The sequence below is a fragment of the Streptococcus sp. HSISS2 genome (genome assembly GCF_000448665.1).
GTDB lineage: Bacteria > Bacillota > Bacilli > Lactobacillales > Streptococcaceae > Streptococcus > Streptococcus raffinosi.
Genome location: NZ_CM002133.1, coordinates 15,833 through 33,575 on the forward strand (window position 1 = coordinate 15,833; position 17,743 = coordinate 33,575).

Below are 17,743 nucleotides of genomic sequence, written 5' to 3' on the forward strand. Positions count from 1 at the left end.
GTGTTTGGTTAGTAAGCCTAACTGAACACGGGACTCATTTTCTAGGAAAAAAGAGAAATCATTTTGTGTGCAAGCACCCAGCAATGATTTCCTATTTTTCTACGAAACTGTTCGGCTAGCCGAAACGTCCCTTTGTATCGAATATGAAGATTGCTGTTTTTGCCTCTGGCAACGGCTCAAACTTTCAGGTGATTGCGGAACAATTTCCAGTAGAATTTGTTTTTCAGATCACCGTAATGCCTATGTCTTGGAACGTGCCAAGAATCTTAATGTGGTTAGCCATGCCTTTGAACTCAAGGAATTTGACAATAAAGCGGCTTATGAAGAGGCTATCGTCAAACTCTTGGATGATCACCAGATTGATTTGGTTTGTTTGGCTGGTTATATGAAAATCGTCGGCCCAACCTTGCTAGCAGCTTACGAAGGCCGTATTATCAACATTCATCCGGCTTATCTTCCTGAATTTCCAGGTGCTCATGGCATTGAGGATGCTTGGAATGCAGGTGTAGACCAGTCTGGTGTAACTATTCACTGGGTGGATTCTGGCGTTGATACAGGTAAGGTCATCAAACAAGTCCGTGTCCCACGCCTTGAAGGTGATACCCTTGATACTTTCGAAACTCGCATCCACGAAGCAGAGTACAAACTCTATCCAGAAGTGTTGGATAGTTTGGGCGTAAGGAGATTATAGTGAAAGAGGAATATCAGAAAATTGATGGGTATACGGAGTTCTTTAGTTTCTTTTTTAATGAAGATGATAAAGAAAAGATATCGGAAAAATTGTGGGCATTCGCAGAAAATAGCATGCATATGATAGATGAAAATAAAGACAAAGCGTGGGAATCTCTTAACAATGGAATAAAAACTAGAAGGGAGTGTTCAGAGAAAGAAATTAAAGAACAAGAAGTTACTAAAGTATATGTTAGGACATTTGGAGATAAAGGTAATAGTGAAACAAAATCACTTTTAGAATGCTTTTATAAGTATGTTTTTGGTAATAAAGAAGTAATTTCTTTTGACTCCACAAATAATAGAGCTCCGTCAGATACTTTAAATAAATATACAAAGTACACAAAAAAGAAAAGTCATAAATCTAAAAATATATTGTTTAATTACCAAGTATCTCATATTTTTGGAAAAACATTAAATTGTTATGCATTTACAGCACCTTGGAATATTGTATATTTACCTAAAATTCTGGACCCATTTACAGGTCATGAGAGTAACGGTGAACTGACTGAGCAGTTCACTCAAAAATTACAAGAATTTGCTAAATTAAATTATAAAAAACAGATTGAACAATTTAATAAACAGATGGAGAAATTAACTCCTAAAATTAATGAATTCAAAGATAAACTTAAAAAAGAGAAAAAATTTGATGAACATTCATTTGATGAACAGTCAATTAAACGATTTTTTAAGAGTCTAGATGAAAATTTTTCTCAAATTGATTTATAAGGAGAACAAATGACTAAACGAGCACTTATTTCAGTCTCAGACAAAGCGGGCATCGTTGAATTTGCCCAAGAACTCAAAAAATTAGGTTGGGATATCATCTCAACAGGTGGTACCAGAGTTGCCCTTGACAATGCTGGGGTAGACACTATCGCCATTGACGATGTGACTGGTTTCCCAGAAATGATGGACGGTCGTGTGAAGACCCTCCACCCAAATATCCACGGTGGTCTCCTCGCTCGTCGTGACCTCGATAGCCACCTTCAAGCGGCTAAGGACAATAATATCGAATTGATTGACCTTGTTGTGGTAAACCTTTACCCATTCAAGGAAACCATCCTCAAACCAGACGTGACTTACGCTGACGCAGTTGAAAACATCGATATCGGTGGGCCATCTATGCTTCGTTCAGCAGCTAAAAACCACGCTAGCGTAACAGTTGTGGTAGACCCTGCTGACTATGCGGTTGTGCTTGACGAATTGTCAGCAAACGGCGAAACAAGCTACGAAACTCGCCAACGTTTGGCAGCAAAAGTATACCGTCACACAGCTTCATACGACGCTTTGATTGCAGAATACTTCACAGCTCAAGTGGGTGAAACAAAACCTGAAAAACTCACTTTGACTTATGACCTCAAGCAACCTATGCGTTACGGTGAAAACCCTCAACAAGACGCAGACTTCTACCAAAAAGGTTTGCCAACGGCTTACTCAATTGCTTCAGCTAAACAACTTAACGGTAAAGAATTGTCATTCAATAATATCCGTGATGCTGATGCTGCTATCCGTATCATCCGTGATTTCAAAGACCGTCCAACAGTTGTGGCTCTCAAACACATGAACCCATGTGGTATCGGTCAAGCTGATGACATTGAAACAGCTTGGGACTACGCTTATGAAGCTGACCCAGTGTCAATCTTCGGTGGTATCGTCGTTCTCAACCGTGAAGTTGACGCTGCGACGGCTAAGAAAATGCACGGTGTCTTCCTTGAAATCATCATTGCACCAAGCTACACAGACGAAGCGCTTGAAATCTTGACTACCAAAAAGAAAACTTGCGTATCCTTGAGTTGCCATTCGATGCTCAAGATGCCAGCGAAACAGAAGCAGAATACACTGGTGTTGTCGGTGGACTTCTCGTTCAAAACCAAGACGTTGTTAAAGAAAGCCCAGCTGACTGGCAAGTGGTTACCAAACGCCAACCAACTGAAACAGAAGAGACAGCTCTGGAGTTTGCTTGGAAAGCTATCAAGTACGTCAAATCAAATGGTATCATCGTGACTAACGACCACATGACACTTGGTGTTGGCCCTGGTCAAACTAACCGTGTGGCATCTGTCCGCATCGCCATTGATCAAGCTAAAGACCGTCTTGACGGCGCTGTTCTTGCTTCAGATGCCTTCTTCCCATTTGCAGATAACGTGGAAGAAATCGCTAAAGCAGGTATCAAGGCTATCATCCAACCAGGTGGTTCAGTACGTGACCAAGAGTCAATCGAAGCAGCTGATAAACATGGTTTGACAATGATCTTTACAGGCGTGAGACATTTTAGACATTAATGAGTATTTAAAAATTAGCTCATTATCAACTATTATGAATGATTTATCGCTAACAATGAGAGAAGGTACAAGTGGTCTTCTCTTTTTGTATGTCTAAAATAATAAGCATTTTAGTTTTAGAAATTATTAAAACGATTTGTTAGAATTGTTCGTAACTAATCTCGAAAAATCAGCTTCTCACTTAACTATTCTTCATACGTTTTAGGGTGTTTAAGGCTGTAGTGACTAGCTCATTAACAGGCATTTCCTGATAATCTCCTTTTAACCATTCATCAAAAATATTGTATAGACCGCCGGTAATGAATCTACTATCATAGGTGATTTGTCTTTGATTAATGTCTGTGACATGCCAAGGTGCCATGACAGTGGTATAAGCGGCAGGAAGCTTATCATAAGACCTTTGCAAGATAAACACGAGCAAGTTTGCATCTTGCAAAATTTTTAATGGCTCAGTGTACTGGCTCCAATACTGAAAGAAAAGGTTCACTAAATCTTCAAAATTAGTTAGTTTTGCTGTTTGAAGTTCGGTAATATAGTCTTGGATTAAGCGGTCTAAATAATTCGTAAGGACTTGCTCTTTTGAATGGTAATAACGATAAAACGTTCGTCTAGCAATCTGAGCATGTTCGCTGAGTTCAGCAACACTGATATTACGTAGGGATGTCTTAGTTGCTAATAAATCGAACAAGGCTTCCTCCAGCCATTGCCGTGATTGGTATTCCATGGTAGTTCTCCTTTCCTGTCACACTTTTGGTCAAACTGTGCCAATTTCACTTAACTTCTTGTTTTTGTAACAGTTTGTCTTTATACTAAATTTGTTGCGCGTGATGTATGATTATCATTTATTCTGAACATTGTACAATTGTTAGATATTATTAAGGAGGTAAAGAGATGAGCATTCTTTTTAATGTTTGGATGCTGCCTATTTTATTTATTTTACATGATTTCGAAGAGATGATTTTTATGCCCTTGTGGAAGAAACGGTATCACCAAAAGTTACTGACTTTTAAGAAACCGTTCTTTGGTTCTGTTACACAGGGTTCTGCCTTTGCAGTGGGTGTTTTAGAGGAGTTTGTCATTTTGCTGTTTGTTTCTGGTCTTTGTCAGATGACTCACAACACTGTACTCTATTTCTCATTTGTAATAGCTTATACATCTCATTTCATGATCCATTATATCATGTGCCTGCAATTTAGAGGCTATGTTCCTGGAGTTGTCACAGTAACTCTAGAATTACCCATTGTTTTAATGATTATTTTCCACTATTGGCCTTCTGAGGTTTCTCTGCTGTCAGTCATTTCATATCTTTTCGTAGCGATGGCATTAGCCTATACGAATCTTAAAGTCATGCACCAAATTATGCCAAAAATTCAAATAAGCTTAGAAAAGTACATTAAATAAAAAATGATGAATTGAGACCTATTTTAAGCTTCTGAAGAACAAATTTAAGAAGTGACCAAGAGTCAATCGAAGCAGCTGATAAACATGGTTTGACAATGATATTTACAGGCGTTCGTCACTTCCGTCATTAAGAATTCACAAAGCATCCAAGAAATTGGATGTTTTTTAGATCCCTTAAGTTTCCTTTAAGCTACCCAAGCTATACTAATACCATCCTAAAAAACTTTTCTTTTTCATAAATCTCCTAAGAGCTCAGCACTAGCTGGGCTTTTTTTCAGAGTATGAAAAAACAACCGTTTGCACGATTGTTCAATAGATTTAAACCTTTTCAAGGACAGACTGGGTTACCCAAGTCTTGCGATTTCCGATTTGGACGAGAACGCCATCGCTTGGTGGATCAATGGCAAGCACTTTGAAGTTACCTGGAATAGTAAAGGTCTCACCAGGATTGAGGTATTGATCTGATGTTGGATTGCCTCGTCCATCAACTTCAAGAACGGGTCCAGGATCTACAATATTGTGTTTGGTTGGTGTACCTCCAGCTAGGTCTTGGCTGGTGATATTACTTCCTACGATTGATGTGACACGGAAGGTCCCTGTGAAGCAGACAGTATCACCGATGTTGATAGAAGAGTTGGTTGGCTTACTATTCTGAGTTCCTGATTCAAGATCTTTAAAATGGATATAGCCAGATACTTGACTCTTATGGAAACTACGTTTATGGTATTTCTCAGGCCCTTGCCCAGCATTATAGTTGTATTCTTCAATAGTTACCTGATCGCCATTCACCTCGGCGACCCAAGCAACATGCCCCATGTAGCCAGCTCCGTTGACACCATCTGAAAACCAAGCGATACTTCCAACAGCAGGATTCATGTCTACACGATGTCCATTCGCTCGTGCAATTGGTCCCCAAGTGATGGCATTTCCATAACCTACAGGTAGGGTGAATCCATTGGTGTTGCTGAGTCGATAGGCCGCAAAGGATGTACACTGACGCCAGTACATGGTCCAAGGATCTACGCCGAAGCCACCATATTTCCAAGAGGAAGGATAGTCATCTCCGAGGACAGCCGCCTGTGTGGGAGCGCCCCAAGAAATTAGCACCGTAGCTAAACCGGTTAGTGATAAAAGACATTTAACGATTTTTTTCTTCATTTTAACCTCCACCTACCTATTCGCAGTTTTTCAGGAAAATGGAGATAATTTTTGCGTTTAAGCCTCCCTTAAGCTGTTCAGACTAGACTCTCACCAATCCTAAATAACTTTTTTGATAAACAGTTTACTATTTTTAATAGAACTTTAATTAAGTTTTGGTATATTGTATAATTCTTTTATCAATAATAAAATGAGGGACGGACAATGAATGTAAATATAAAACAAAAAAGAAGTTGAAGCATAGACAAAAAGAATACAAAAAAAGTTTGAAGTTCAATAAAGTCAAGAAAAGAGGACATAGTAAGAAAAGAAAAGCTTTTCAACTTAGTGTATTACTAAACACTTTACCAATAATATTTTTTATTATATATAAAATATCAGTTCTTATTATAAGGAGAATGATATTAACTGGTAATATTGCTTATTCATCACTATTTATTTGGGAACAAATCTTTTATATTCTATATTTTATACTATGGTTTATTCCTATTGTTTGGATAATTATATCGATGTTTGATGGATTAGTAATAATTGAAAAATTTAAATATAAATCCTTTTTTATTTATATATCAGAGTTAATATTTCTGGCTCTATCTACAAATCTAACATTATATCCTAGTATTTTTGATAGGATAATAGGGCTAAACCCAATCTTTATTACTCTACGAATAATATATGATATAAAACAATTGCTTATACCTTTAATTTTACTAGCAGTGCCAACTATAGTAGCTAAGGTATACATAGGATATTCAAGAATCAAAGGAAGAATACCAACTATAATAGAATTTTTATTTTGGTTGTTCCAATATATACTGATTATTTTTTAGTTTCATATTCATATCTTGGTTTAACCATATACTCTAAATTATTAGTTAACAGTTCAACTTGGCTGAAAGATGTGTCTATGGTTTTGAGATCTTCTTACTCCGTAGGTATGGCAGTTTTGATTTTTAGTTTCTCAGAATTAATTCAAACAACAATTCTTACCCAAAAATATAAATTACAATATATATTAGTATCGTTTTTCAAAGAAATTAGTCCGAATCTAGTTAATGTCACAGTAACGTTTCTGACGATGCTGGCAACGCTACAAAAGAATAATGTATTGTTTGCGTTTTGTCTGATATCTATGATTGTAATAAAAGTTTACTTAGCAAAATATTATTTTCAATTTTTCTATTCATCTATTGAGTCAGTTGTTATTTTAGGAATATCGACATTTATGACTGCTCAATTATCATCGAAACTTGCATTTGATAATATAAGAGAGCTATCAATACTGACGACAATTTTAATTTTGTTTGAACTTTGCTCATTTATCCTTATATCAATAGTTAAACGAGATAGATCGTTATTTAATGATTTTCAACTATTTTATACACAGTTAAAGAAAAAATGTCATTCGAAAAGTTAACAATTGATATTTTATCAGGTATCGTAGTAGCATTCTTAATATCGAAAAATTTTATTTATATAGTCTTGGTACTAATATTAAGATATGTTGTAGATAGACTTAAAAGTAGTATGAATTATATTTCTGAGATAGAAGATTCCTTTTCAGAAATACTAAAGTTTGATTTTATTTTTATTTTTATTTTATTTACAACAGGTATCAAAGAAGCTGTAGATGTTTTAAACGGATATTTATTATCCGCAATATGGATGATGGTAATCAAGATAACCTTAATGTATGATTATTTACTAAAAAATGACAAATAGAGCAATGTTTATCGCTATTCTATGGCTGCCGCCTTTTTTATGTCCAAATTTGGATACATACCCATATCTCCGAACAAATATGTTATAATGGTTATGTATAATTCGTGAAAATTGCTAATTTTTCCGAATGATTGTCGTTAACGGGCATTTGCCCCTAGTCTTATTTGATATTGAGGTATCTTTCAAATGAAACTTTTGGTTGTTGGTTCTGGTGGTCGTGAACATGCGATTGCCAAGAAATTATTGGAGTCTAAGGACGTTGAGCAAGTTTTCGTGGCTCCTGGTAATGACGGGATGACATTGGACGGTCTTGATTTGATCAATATCGGAATTTCCGAACATTCTAAGCTGATTGACTTCGCAAAGGCGAACGATATTGCTTGGACCTTTATCGGTCCAGATGATGCCCTTGCGGCTGGAATTGTGGATGATTTCAATGCAGCTGGTCTTAAGGCTTTTGGTCCGACCAAGGCTGCGGCTGAGCTGGAGTGGTCTAAGGATTTCGCTAAGGAAATCATGGTCAAATACGACGTTCCGACAGCAGCCTATGGCACATTTTCAGATTTCGAGGAAGCCAAGGCCTACATCGAGGAAAAAGGCGCTCCAATCGTCGTCAAGGCAGACGGCTTGGCCCTAGGTAAAGGTGTCGTCGTTGCTGAAACGGTTGAGCAAGCCGTCGAAGCTGCTCACGAGATGCTTTTGGACAATAAATTTGGTGACTCAGGTGCGCGAGTGGTCATCGAGGAATTTCTTGACGGGGAAGAGTTCTCTCTCTTTGCCTTTGTCAATGGGGACAAGTTCTACATCATGCCAACGGCTCAGGACCACAAACGTGCCTATGATGGCGACAAGGGTCCTAACACTGGTGGGATGGGTGCCTATGCGCCGGTTCCTCACTTGCCACAGAGCGTGGTTGACACAGCGGTTGACACTATTGTCAAGCCAGTTCTTGAAGGCATGATTAAAGAAGGTCGTCCTTACACTGGTGTGCTTTACGCTGGTCTTATCTTGACAGCTGACGGACCTAAAGTCATCGAGTTCAACTCACGGTTCGGAGATCCTGAGACGCAAATCATCTTGCCTCGTTTGACATCTGACTTTGCGCAAAATATCACTGATATTTTGGATGGTAAAGAGCCAGTCATCACTTGGACCGACAAGGGTGTGACACTGGGTGTGGTTGTAGCATCAAACGGTTACCCACTCGCTTATGAGAAGGGTGTCAAGCTTCCAGCCAAGACAGAGGGTGACATCATCACTTATTATGCAGGTGCTAAATTCGCTGAGAATGGGCAAGACCTCCTCTCAAACGGAGGACGTGTCTACATGCTTGTCACAACAGCAGACACCGTCAAAGACGGCCAAAACATCATCTACAACGAACTCAGCAACCAAAACACAGAAGGCCTCTTCTATCGAAATGATATCGGTAGCAAGGCGATAAAAGATTAACAGACATTATTATTTGTCAATGGCGAGCGAAAGCGAGCCTAACTAAGATAATGGTCGCCGTGGTGAAAAGACCAGAACAGTCTTTGTTCTGGTCGGGGGAAACTTTGAGACCTTAGGCTCAAAGTTTAGGAATGAAACCGAAGGTTTGCTTCCGTCCCCACCACCTAAGACCATTATCAAAAAAGAAAAAGGATATTAACTATGAAACCAGTAATTTCCATTATCATGGGCTCAAAATCCGACTGGGCAACCATGCAAAAAGCCGCTGAAGTCCTCGACAACTTTGGTGTCGCTTACGAAAAGAAAGTTGTTTCCGCACACCGTACACCGGACCTCATGTTCAAACATGCTGAAGAAGCACGTAGCCGTGGCATTAAGGTCATCATCGCTGGTGCGGGTGGCGCAGCTCACTTGCCAGGTATGGTTGCTGCCAAAACAACCCTTCCAGTCATCGGTGTACCAGTCAAATCACGTGCTCTTAGCGGTGTAGATTCGCTCTATTCTATCGTTCAGATGCCAGGTGGTGTACCAGTCGCAACCATGGCTATCGGTGAAGCTGGTGCGACTAATGCTGCCCTCTTTGCCCTCCGTCTTCTCTCAGTAGAAGACAAGGCCATTGCGGATGCGCTTGCTAACTTTGCTGAAGAACAAGGAAAAATCGCAGAGGAGTCTACAAATGAGCTCAACTAAAACCATTGGTATCATCGGTGGTGGCCAGCTCGGTCAGATGATGGCTATCTCAGCTATCTACATGGGCCACAAGGTTATCACCCTTGATCCTGCAGCAGATTGTCCATCTTCTCGTGTGTCTGAGGTTATCGTGGCACCCTACGATGACGTAGATGCCCTTCGTCAGTTGGCAGACCGCTGTGATGTTCTTACCTATGAATTTGAAAATGTCGACGCTGACGGCCTTGACGCTGTTATCAAAGACGGTCAGCTTCCACAAGGGACAGACCTGCTTCGCATTTCACAAAACCGTATTTTTGAGAAGGACTTCCTCTCAAACAAGGCTAAAGTAACCGTTGCTCCTTACAAGGTCGTGACATCTAGCCTTGATTTGGAAGATATTGACCTTTCTAAAAAATACGTCCTCAAGACTGCGACAGGTGGTTACGATGGCCACGGTCAAAAAGTCATCACATCAGCTGACGATTTGGAAGAGGCAAATGCCCTTGCTAACTCGGCCGAGTGTGTCTTGGAAGAGTTCGTTAACTTCGACCTTGAAATTTCTGTCATCGTGTCTGGTAACGGCAAGGATGTGACGGTTTTCCCAGTTCAGGAAAATATCCACCGCAACAATATCCTCTCTAAAACTATCGTGCCTGCTCGCATTTCTGACAGTCTAGCTGAGAAAGCTAAAGCTATGGCAGTGAAGATTGCCGAGCAACTTAACCTCTCTGGCACTCTCTGTGTGGAAATGTTTGCGACAGCTGATGACATCATCGTCAACGAAATCGCACCACGTCCGCACAATTCAGGACACTACTCAATCGAAGCCTGCGACTTTTCACAGTTTGACACGCACATCTTGGGTGTTCTCGGAGCACCACTTCCAGCAATCCACCTTCATGCACCAGCTGTCATGCTCAACATCCTCGGCCAACACGTCGAAGCAGCTGAGCGTTATGTCACAGAAAATCCAAGTGCTCACCTCCACATGTATGGTAAACTAGAAGCGAAGCACAACCGCAAAATGGGTCATGTGACTTTGTTTAGTGATGAACCAGATAGTGTGGTTGAGTTTGGGAAAGGAATTGATTTTTAAATGGATAGAACTTCAAGATATTTAATCATCTCGAAAGAAAATAAGTCAAAAAAAATATACATTCTGATATACACAAATTATTACAGTCGATTAATGATACTACAGGTTTATCTTGTGATAAGAATCTTGTTAGTGTTCAAGGACGTTCGTTTAGATATGAATTAAAGATGATGAACACTGATTCCCAAGAAGATAATAAAAAATTTTTCGTATTAATTTTTACTTAGAAAAAGAGTCAGATATCGAACAGTTTGAGTTCATGGATAGTGAGCTTAATAATTTTATTGAGTCATACAATAATTTAGAAATGTTTATATTAGAGGATGCTTTATCTCAATATTATAGCAAGGAAGCTTATGAATTAATTCATGTTATTGAAAATAAGACTCGTGCATTAATCTCTGAGGTAATGTTTTTGAAATCTAATACTCAAAATTGGGAGACCCGTCTGACAAATAGTTTATCAATTAGAGACAATAGAAAATCGAAAGAGAAAAAATATAAACCTTTAGATGGCAAATATTTTAGTGATTTATCCAAAATATTATTTACTATCTATGAAGAAAAAATGATGAAAACCATGGCCAAGAAAATTTTATAGAAGCTCTAGGAAATTTAGATTCAGTTATATCAAACATTTCAAAAAATCTAGAAGTAGGGGACTTAAATAATTGGCAGGATATAGAAAAAAACTACGGATGGCAAATAGCGAAATTTTAAAGACTTCTCCAAGGTCTATATGGGATAGATATATATCAGATAGCATCAAAGAGAGTGATAAACTATCAAATAGTTTGAGTACTGTTCTTAGTCAGTCTATCGCAAAAAGAAATGCTATTGCTCATAATACGTTTTTTCGCAAAGATGACTATGAAACATTAAAAAAGGATGTTGAAAAGGTTGTTTCTCAAATATCAAAAGCCTTAAATTCTTTTGAAGATAATCTTATTTCTAAATATACTTATGTTGAAGAAAATGAAATGTTGGATACATTGGACGCTTTAGTTGGTGTAGATTCAGATAAAGAAAACAATCCAGATGATATAGAAGATGATTTAACGATAATAGTCCCAGCACAAGAAGAAGGGTTTCAACAAGTATTCTTAGAAGATCATGAATGGTATGATATTCGTATAGGTAAGACAAAGAAAAATAAAATTCGATATATTGCGGGCTATGAGGTTGCACCTAGAAGTGGTATACAATATGTTGCAAAAGTAAAAGATATTGTTGAATCAGATAATTTTTTAGGATATTGGAAACTTATTTTTGATGGGAAACCAGAAAAATATGCCAACTTAATTCCGTTAGGAGATACTTACCCACCACAAAATATTAGATATACAACAAAACATGCACTAGATGAAGTTGCAAAAAATGGTGAAACTCTAGAAAAAATTTTTAATAATCCGTACTAAATAGAAATTATTGTATGAAATTAAAATATGATTATAGAATGACTAAGAATATGTCAATCCTTTTATAAACAAAAATTTAAAGAAAAGGTAAAGTTCTAGTATTTTTACTTAGGTTAAAAACATCTTTTTATTTATAAAAAATATAAATAAAAAGAAAGGAACATGGGTACTTGTATTTTCTAAAACGGAATACAGTGTTCGAATTTAATCAATTTTTATGATTCAACTCATCGTCAGCGCATTTGTTGAGAAAGATAAGACTGGAGCAGTCGTTGAAGTCTTGTATGCTAGTAGCAATCACGAAAAAGTGAAAGCTAAGTATGAAGAGTTGGTTGCTCAATATCCTGAAAACTATATAGCTATCTATGATTTGCCGATGGATACTGATTTGAATAAACTAGATCACTATCCATCAGTGTGGATTGGGAAAGAGGAGTTTGAGTAGGAGACCTTAATGGCGATATTTAATTTTGGAAAACCCAAAGATGAAGCTTTAGAAAATAAAATTCAGAGATTAAATCAAGAGATTGCTATTCAAAAAGCAAAACTGGCAGATTTAAAAGCTCAAATAAAGATAGCAGACGATATAGTCTCGTTAAATACTGAGTTATCTCAGAAACGGTCAGAATTATTTGCTATTCAGAACGAGATTTCCTTAGCTAATGACACACTTGGATTACAAGAGTTTGGATTTTTTGAAAGACAGTATAAGTTTTCTGATAGCACAAAATATAAGGAAGCTTTAGATAATTTGAGAAAACAGCAGAAAGACTTAGTTAAATCTGGTCAGGCTGGTAGAATTATAGTACCTATGCTTTTAGATAATAATCAAAGCAAGGGAAGGGCAATGCAGAATCAGCTTATTAAAGCAGCTATTCGTGGCTTTAATGGTGAAGCGGATGCCTTGTTAGTAAAAGTTTCTGTTTCGAATGTTGAAAAGAAAATTCAGGCATTGAAGAAAGCATTCCAACAACTGAATAGAATGTATTCACGTAATCAAATTGAAATTACGATACCCTATCTAAATTTGAAAATTGAAGAATTACGTCTAGCTGCTGAGTTTGAGCTACAAAAGCAAGAAGAAAAAGAATTACTTCGAGAGCAAAGAGCAAAAGAGCGTGAGGACAAAAAACTTCAGGCTGAAATTAAAGCACGTCGAAAGCAATTGGAAAAAGATAGAACTCACTTTAAAAATATGGTTTCTAAGGTTGAGGAACTTTTGAAAAATGCTACTGGTGAAGAGTTTGAAGAACTTCAGAGACAGTTATCTGAGTACCAAGATAAATTATCTGAATTAGATGAAATCGAAGAAGATATTGATTATCGTGAAGGTCATGCAACTGCCGGCTACGTATATGTAATCTCTAACATTGGTTCTTTTGGTGAAGATGTTTATAAAATTGGAGTTACTCGTCGTTTAGAACCTCTTGAACGCATCAGGGAATTAAGTAGTGCGTCTGTACCTTTTCAATTTGATGTTCATGCTTTGATTTTTAGTGAGGAAGCCTTTGCATTAGAGACTGAATTACATAATCAACTAAGTGAGTATAAGGTTAATAAAGTAAATAACCGTAAAGAATACTTCAAGGTTCCATTTGAAAAAATTAAGGCACTTTTGGATAAACACGAAGAGTTAACTATAGAATTAAATGAGAACGCTGAAGCATTCGAATATAGACAGACTCTACTGAAGGGGTAGCTATAGATGAAGTGGTTATTTTTAGTATTATTTATTGGGTGTGGGGTAAATGCATTAGGTTTATCTTCTGATGATAATGAAGATGAATTAGATGAAAACGAAACATTTTATTCAAATGTAACTTCTGCAGAACAACCTCAGACCTCTAAAGAAGAAAGACTAAAGTGGGCAGTTGCTACGGCAGTATTTCTAGTTTTATTTTTGATATTTGCATTTTTTAGATAATTTAAAGGAGAAACAACAATGATCGAACGTTACTCTCGCCCTGAGATGGCGAATATTTGGACTGAAGAAAATAAATACCGTGCTTGGCTTGAGGTGGAAATCTTGGCTGACGAAGCATGGGCTGAGTTGGGGGAAATCCCTAAGGAAGATGTGGCTTTGATTCGTGAAAAAGCGAACTTTGACATCGACCGTATTTTGGAAATCGAGCAGCAAACTCGTCACGATGTGGTTGCCTTCACACGTGCGGTTTCTGAGACGCTTGGTGAAGAGCGTAAGTGGGTTCACTATGGTTTGACGTCTACTGACGTGGTCGACACTGCCTATGGTTACCTCTACAAACAAGCCAATGAAATTATCCGCAAGGACCTTGCAAACTTTACTAAAATCGTGGCAGATAAGGCCAAAGAACACAAGTTCACCATCATGATGGGTCGTACCCACGGTGTGCACGCTGAGCCGACAACTTTTGGTCTTAAATTGGCGACTTGGTACAGCGAAATGAAGCGCAACATCGAGCGTTTCGAGCATGCGGCTGCTGGTGTGGAAGCTGGTAAGATTTCTGGTGCGGTTGGTAACTTTGCCAATATCCCACCATTCGTTGAAAAATACGTCTGCGATAAGTTGGGTATCCGTGCTCAAGAAATCTCTACACAGGTCCTTCCTCGTGACCTTCATGCTGAGTACTTTGCGGTTCTTGCTAGCATCGCCACTTCTATCGAGCGTATGGCAACGGAAATCCGTGGTCTTCAAAAATCTGAACAACGTGAAGTGGAAGAGTTCTTTGCCAAAGGTCAAAAAGGGTCTTCAGCAATGCCGCACAAACGGAACCCTATCGGTTCTGAAAACATGACAGGTCTTGCGCGTGTGATCCGTGGTCACATGGTAACAGCTTATGAAAACGTAGCCCTTTGGCATGAACGCGATATCTCTCACTCATCAGCTGAGCGTATCATCGCACCAGACACAACAATCTTGATTGATTACATGCTCAACCGTTTCGGAAACATCGTTAAGAACTTGACAGTCTTCCCAGAAAACATGATCCGCAACATGAACTCTACATTTGGTCTTATCTTCAGCCAACGTGCGATGCTTACTTTGATTGAAAAAGGTATGACACGTGAGCAAGCTTACGACCTTGTTCAACCAAAGACTGCCCAATCATGGGATAACCAAGTAGACTTTAAACCACTTCTTGAATCAGATCCAGAGGTAACATCTCGCCTCACTCAAGAAGAAATCGACGAAATCTTCAACCCAGTTTACTACACTAAACGTGTTGATGAAATCTTCGAACGCATCGGTTTGGGTGACTAATCTAAACAAAATAGCAGAAAGCAGGTTTGCCCTGCTTTTTTTGATGGTGACATTTATGTCACTAGTTTTGTTTTCTTTTCAGCCTTATAATAGGGTCATGGCAAGAAAACTATCAGAAAGGAGAAGTTAGTAATCTTAAAAGGACGACTTAACTATTTACCGGAACTTAGCCTCTTAATAGTAAGCATTGCTTATAATATCATCCGCATCATGAATGATCTAGGAAGTATTAAAGCCCCCTCTTGGTTTTTAGATATGGATATTCCTAGTGGTTCCTTACTATTACTTATTTTGCTTATCATTTTAAAAAGTGACAAAAGATAATAATCTCTTAAGCTACTTTTAAGTTTATTAAGATATATTATAACCATCCTAGTAAGGAACTAGCTTTTGTGAGCTAGAGGTAACATAATTTTTTTCATAACAAATCTCCCCGAAGAAAGTCTAGAAATCTAGGCTTTTTTCTTCTTTTTTGAGGTTTTATTAGGATATTTTAAGAAAATACTTGAAAACCCTTCCAAAACAAGGTAATATAGTTATATAAAGATTCTATTGGACAAGCGGTCACCTTGGAGGATTAGGAAGAAGAGGTTGGGAAGCCTGTACAATCGTATCTTTTCAGCGGTCTTTGGACTGTTGTGAAAATCCCTTAGGGGATTTTTTCTGCGATTTAAGGTTTCTTTAAGGAAGTCAGGTTATACTTTAAGTCTCCTAAATAACTTTTACTGAACGCCGTTCAGTAAGTCTCGTTGGCTTACACTTTTTGTAGAACAACGAACTTTTCTTTTTCATAATCTCCAAAAGAGCTCAACACGCTGTGTTGGGTTCTTTTTTTGGTCACTAAAAAAACGCCCTTAGGCGTTTTGAATATGGCTTACATCTCGTCTGGAGCTTCAACACCGAGAAGGCGAAGAGCTTCTTTGAGGACTGTTGCTGTTGCGTAGCAAAGAGCCAAACGGCTATCACGTTCTGGGCTTTCATCCAGGATACGTGTGTGCGCATAGTATTTGTTAAAGGCTTGGGCCAAGCTGATAGCAAATTTAGCAACGATAGATGGTTCAAAGTTGTCTGAAGCACGGTTGATGATGCGTGGGAAGTCTTGGATGAGTTTGATGATTTCCCAGCTTTCAACGTCGTTTAGGCTGTATGTAGCATCTGCAGATGGCGTGAAGTCAGCCTTGCGCAAGATAGATTGGATACGAGCGTGTGCATATTGAACGTAAGGTCCAGTTTCTCCCTCAAAGGATACCATAGCATCAAGGTCGAAGTCGTAACCATTCATACGGTCTGTTTTAAGGTCGTAGAACTTGATAGCTCCAACACCGACAGCATGAGCAACAGTTTCCTTGTTAGGTAAGTTTGGATTCTTAGCTTCGATTTGAGCTTGGGCACGGTTGACAGCTTCAGCGATAGTTGGCTCAAGCAAGATAACATTACCCTTACGAGTTGACAATTTTTTACCGTTCTTAGTGACAAGACCAAAGGCAACGTGAGTCATGTCGTCAGACCAGTCGTAGCCCATTTCTTTAAGAACAGCTTTCAATTGTTTGAAGTGGGCAGATTGTTCATTACCAACCACATAGATGGCTTTGGCAAAGTCGTAAGTACGTTTACGGTAGAGGGCAGCAGCCAAGTCACGTGTGATGTAGAGTGTCGCACCATCTGATTTTTTGATGAGGGCTGGGTGTTCAATACCGTATTTTTCAAGGTTAACCACTTGGGCACCTTGAGATTCTTGGAGAAGTCCTTTTTCTGTCAAGATGTCAACGACTTCATCCATCTTATCATTGTAGAAGGCCTCACCATTGTAGCTATCAAAAGAAACACCGAGTTCATCGTAGAGACGGTTGAATTCCACCAAGCTTTCGTCACGGAACCATTGCCAGAGGGCAGTTGCTTCCTCATCACCAGCTTCCAATTTACGGAACCACTCACGAGCTTCTTCGTCTACAGATGGGTCTTCTTCAGCTTCGGCATTGATACGTACATAAAGTTGAAGGAGTTCATTGATAGGATTGGCTTTGACAGCTTCCTCGCTACCCCATTTTTTATAGGCAACAATCAGCATACCAAACTGTTTACCCCAGTCACCCAAGTGGTTGATGCGGACTGGTTTGTAACCTTGTTTAGCTACGATGTTGGCAAGAGCGTCAGCGATAACTGTTGAACGCAAGTGACCGATAGAGAAAGGTTTAGCGATGTTAGGACTAGACATATCAAAGACAATGTTACGTCCGTGGCCGATATTTTGGTCAGCGTAGTGGTTACCTTGAGCAATAACTTGTCCAAGAACGTCTGCTGAAATTTTTGATTTATCAAGGAAGAAGTTGATATAAGGACCAACAGCTTCAACCTTTTCAAAGTTTGAGGCATCGATTTTTTCAGCGATGTCTGCTGCAATCATTTGAGGAGCCTTGCGCAAGACTTTTGCCAATGAGAAGGCAGGAAAGGCGAGGTCCCCCATGTCAGCGTTTTTAGGGGTTTCAAGCAGATTTTGAATGTTTTCTTGTTCCAATTCGGGAACAACTTTGGCAATCTCTGCTGCAATGAGTTCTTTAGTATTCATAGG

General features: G+C 38.6%; 16 protein-coding genes and 2 pseudogenes. 15 read left to right on the plus strand and 3 right to left on the minus strand.

Annotation, left to right across the window (positions count from 1 at the left end; all coding sequences use genetic code 11):
- Positions 1-143 precede the first annotated feature (143 nt).
- The 4 genes and pseudogenes from purN (at position 144) to HSISS2_RS12095 (ending at position 3,014) form a co-directional block, all read left to right on the plus strand.
- A pseudogene (gene purN / locus HSISS2_RS00090) lies at positions 144-691 on the plus strand (phosphoribosylglycinamide formyltransferase).
- On the plus strand, positions 691-1,458 hold the full coding sequence (locus HSISS2_RS11525) for a hypothetical protein (protein ID WP_021144786.1): 768 nt from the start codon (positions 691-693) through the stop codon (positions 1,456-1,458). The pseudogene purN and the gene HSISS2_RS11525 overlap by 1 nt, the downstream one beginning before the upstream one ends.
- Positions 1,459-1,467: 9 nt before the next feature.
- Positions 1,468-2,607: pseudogene (purH, locus tag HSISS2_RS00100) on the plus strand (bifunctional phosphoribosylaminoimidazolecarboxamide formyltransferase/IMP cyclohydrolase); the annotation flags it as partial.
- Entirely contained in the window at positions 2,526-3,014 is a 489-nt protein-coding gene (locus tag HSISS2_RS12095; RefSeq protein WP_276201980.1) for an IMP cyclohydrolase, read from the plus strand. The pseudogene purH and the gene HSISS2_RS12095, both read left to right, overlap by 82 nt.
- Positions 3,015-3,195: 181 nt before the next feature.
- Here HSISS2_RS12095 and HSISS2_RS00105 read toward each other — a convergent pair whose 3' ends face one another.
- The gene (locus tag HSISS2_RS00105) at positions 3,196-3,738 is read right to left on the minus strand and encodes a TetR/AcrR family transcriptional regulator (RefSeq protein ID WP_021144789.1); all 543 of its coding nucleotides are present in this window, start codon (positions 3,736-3,738) and stop codon (positions 3,196-3,198) included.
- A gap of 167 nt (positions 3,739-3,905) precedes the next feature.
- Between HSISS2_RS00105 and HSISS2_RS00110 the strand changes: the two genes are divergently transcribed.
- Positions 3,906-4,415 carry an HXXEE domain-containing protein gene (locus tag HSISS2_RS00110; protein WP_021144790.1) on the plus strand — a complete coding sequence of 170 codons (510 nt, stop codon included), beginning with the start codon at positions 3,906-3,908 and terminating at the stop codon, positions 4,413-4,415.
- A gap of 318 nt (positions 4,416-4,733) precedes the next feature.
- Here HSISS2_RS00110 and HSISS2_RS00115 read toward each other — a convergent pair whose 3' ends face one another.
- Positions 4,734-5,573: a CHAP domain-containing protein gene (locus HSISS2_RS00115; RefSeq protein WP_021144791.1), complete on the minus strand. Its 840-nt coding sequence runs from the start codon at positions 5,571-5,573 to the stop codon at positions 4,734-4,736.
- Positions 5,574-6,971: 1,398 nt separating this feature from the next.
- Here HSISS2_RS00115 and HSISS2_RS00130 point away from each other — a divergent pair.
- From HSISS2_RS00130 to purB, 10 genes are all read left to right on the plus strand, one after another.
- Entirely contained in the window at positions 6,972-7,295 is a 324-nt protein-coding gene (locus HSISS2_RS00130; protein WP_042766861.1) for a hypothetical protein, read from the plus strand.
- Positions 7,296-7,481: 186 nt separating this feature from the next.
- Positions 7,482-8,747 carry a phosphoribosylamine--glycine ligase gene (purD, locus tag HSISS2_RS00135; RefSeq protein WP_021144794.1) on the plus strand — a complete coding sequence of 422 codons (1,266 nt, stop codon included), beginning with the start codon at positions 7,482-7,484 and terminating at the stop codon, positions 8,745-8,747.
- A 201-nt stretch (positions 8,748-8,948) separates the two neighbouring features.
- The gene (purE, locus tag HSISS2_RS00140) at positions 8,949-9,437 is read left to right on the plus strand and encodes a 5-(carboxyamino)imidazole ribonucleotide mutase (RefSeq protein ID WP_014633767.1); all 489 of its coding nucleotides are present in this window, start codon (positions 8,949-8,951) and stop codon (positions 9,435-9,437) included.
- Complete coding sequence (gene purK, locus HSISS2_RS00145; protein WP_021144795.1) at positions 9,424-10,515, plus strand: 5-(carboxyamino)imidazole ribonucleotide synthase; 1,092 nt, start codon at positions 9,424-9,426, stop codon at positions 10,513-10,515. The genes purE and purK overlap by 14 nt, the downstream gene beginning before the upstream one ends.
- A 259-nt stretch (positions 10,516-10,774) precedes the next feature.
- A complete protein-coding gene (locus tag HSISS2_RS00150) occupies positions 10,775-11,116 on the plus strand; it encodes a hypothetical protein (RefSeq protein WP_021144796.1) in 342 nt (113 codons plus the stop codon).
- Between the two features lie 97 nt (positions 11,117-11,213).
- Positions 11,214-11,933: a hypothetical protein gene (locus HSISS2_RS00155; RefSeq protein ID WP_021144797.1), complete on the plus strand. Its 720-nt coding sequence runs from the start codon at positions 11,214-11,216 to the stop codon at positions 11,931-11,933.
- Between the two features lie 217 nt (positions 11,934-12,150).
- On the plus strand, positions 12,151-12,378 hold the full coding sequence (locus tag HSISS2_RS00160; protein WP_021144798.1) for a hypothetical protein: 228 nt from the start codon (positions 12,151-12,153) through the stop codon (positions 12,376-12,378).
- A gap of 9 nt (positions 12,379-12,387) precedes the next feature.
- Entirely contained in the window at positions 12,388-13,632 is a 1,245-nt protein-coding gene (locus HSISS2_RS00165; protein ID WP_021144799.1) for a DUF4041 domain-containing protein, read from the plus strand.
- Between the two features lie 6 nt (positions 13,633-13,638).
- Entirely contained in the window at positions 13,639-13,857 is a 219-nt protein-coding gene (locus tag HSISS2_RS00170; protein ID WP_042766863.1) for a hypothetical protein, read from the plus strand.
- 18 nt (positions 13,858-13,875) lie between these two features.
- The gene (gene purB, locus HSISS2_RS00175; protein ID WP_021144800.1) at positions 13,876-15,174 is read left to right on the plus strand and encodes an adenylosuccinate lyase; all 1,299 of its coding nucleotides are present in this window, start codon (positions 13,876-13,878) and stop codon (positions 15,172-15,174) included.
- A gap of 874 nt (positions 15,175-16,048) precedes the next feature.
- Here the strand turns inward: purB and argS are convergent.
- On the minus strand, positions 16,049-17,740 hold the full coding sequence (gene argS, locus HSISS2_RS00180) for an arginine--tRNA ligase (protein WP_021144801.1): 1,692 nt from the start codon (positions 17,738-17,740) through the stop codon (positions 16,049-16,051).
- Positions 17,741-17,743 lie beyond the last annotated feature (3 nt).

Coding starts and splice junctions, on each gene's coding strand:
- HSISS2_RS00150 (WP_021144796.1), top strand. CDS start 10,775: ATGGATAGTGAGCTTAATAATTTTATTGAGTCATACAATAATTTAGAA.
- HSISS2_RS00165 (WP_021144799.1), top strand. CDS start 12,388: ATGGCGATATTTAATTTTGGAAAACCCAAAGATGAAGCTTTAGAAAAT.
- argS (WP_021144801.1), bottom strand. CDS start 17,740: ATGAATACTAAAGAACTCATTGCAGCAGAGATTGCCAAAGTTGTTCCC.
- purB (WP_021144800.1), top strand. CDS start 13,876: ATGATCGAACGTTACTCTCGCCCTGAGATGGCGAATATTTGGACTGAA.
- HSISS2_RS00130 (WP_042766861.1), top strand. CDS start 6,972: ATGTCATTCGAAAAGTTAACAATTGATATTTTATCAGGTATCGTAGTA.
- HSISS2_RS00170 (WP_042766863.1), top strand. CDS start 13,639: ATGAAGTGGTTATTTTTAGTATTATTTATTGGGTGTGGGGTAAATGCA.
- HSISS2_RS00160 (WP_021144798.1), top strand. CDS start 12,151: ATGATTCAACTCATCGTCAGCGCATTTGTTGAGAAAGATAAGACTGGA.
- purD (WP_021144794.1), top strand. CDS start 7,482: ATGAAACTTTTGGTTGTTGGTTCTGGTGGTCGTGAACATGCGATTGCC.
- purK (WP_021144795.1), top strand. CDS start 9,424: ATGAGCTCAACTAAAACCATTGGTATCATCGGTGGTGGCCAGCTCGGT.
- HSISS2_RS00115 (WP_021144791.1), bottom strand. CDS start 5,573: ATGAAGAAAAAAATCGTTAAATGTCTTTTATCACTAACCGGTTTAGCT.
- HSISS2_RS00105 (WP_021144789.1), bottom strand. CDS start 3,738: ATGGAATACCAATCACGGCAATGGCTGGAGGAAGCCTTGTTCGATTTA.
- HSISS2_RS00110 (WP_021144790.1), top strand. CDS start 3,906: ATGAGCATTCTTTTTAATGTTTGGATGCTGCCTATTTTATTTATTTTA.
- purE (WP_014633767.1), top strand. CDS start 8,949: ATGAAACCAGTAATTTCCATTATCATGGGCTCAAAATCCGACTGGGCA.
- HSISS2_RS00155 (WP_021144797.1), top strand. CDS start 11,214: ATGGCAAATAGCGAAATTTTAAAGACTTCTCCAAGGTCTATATGGGAT.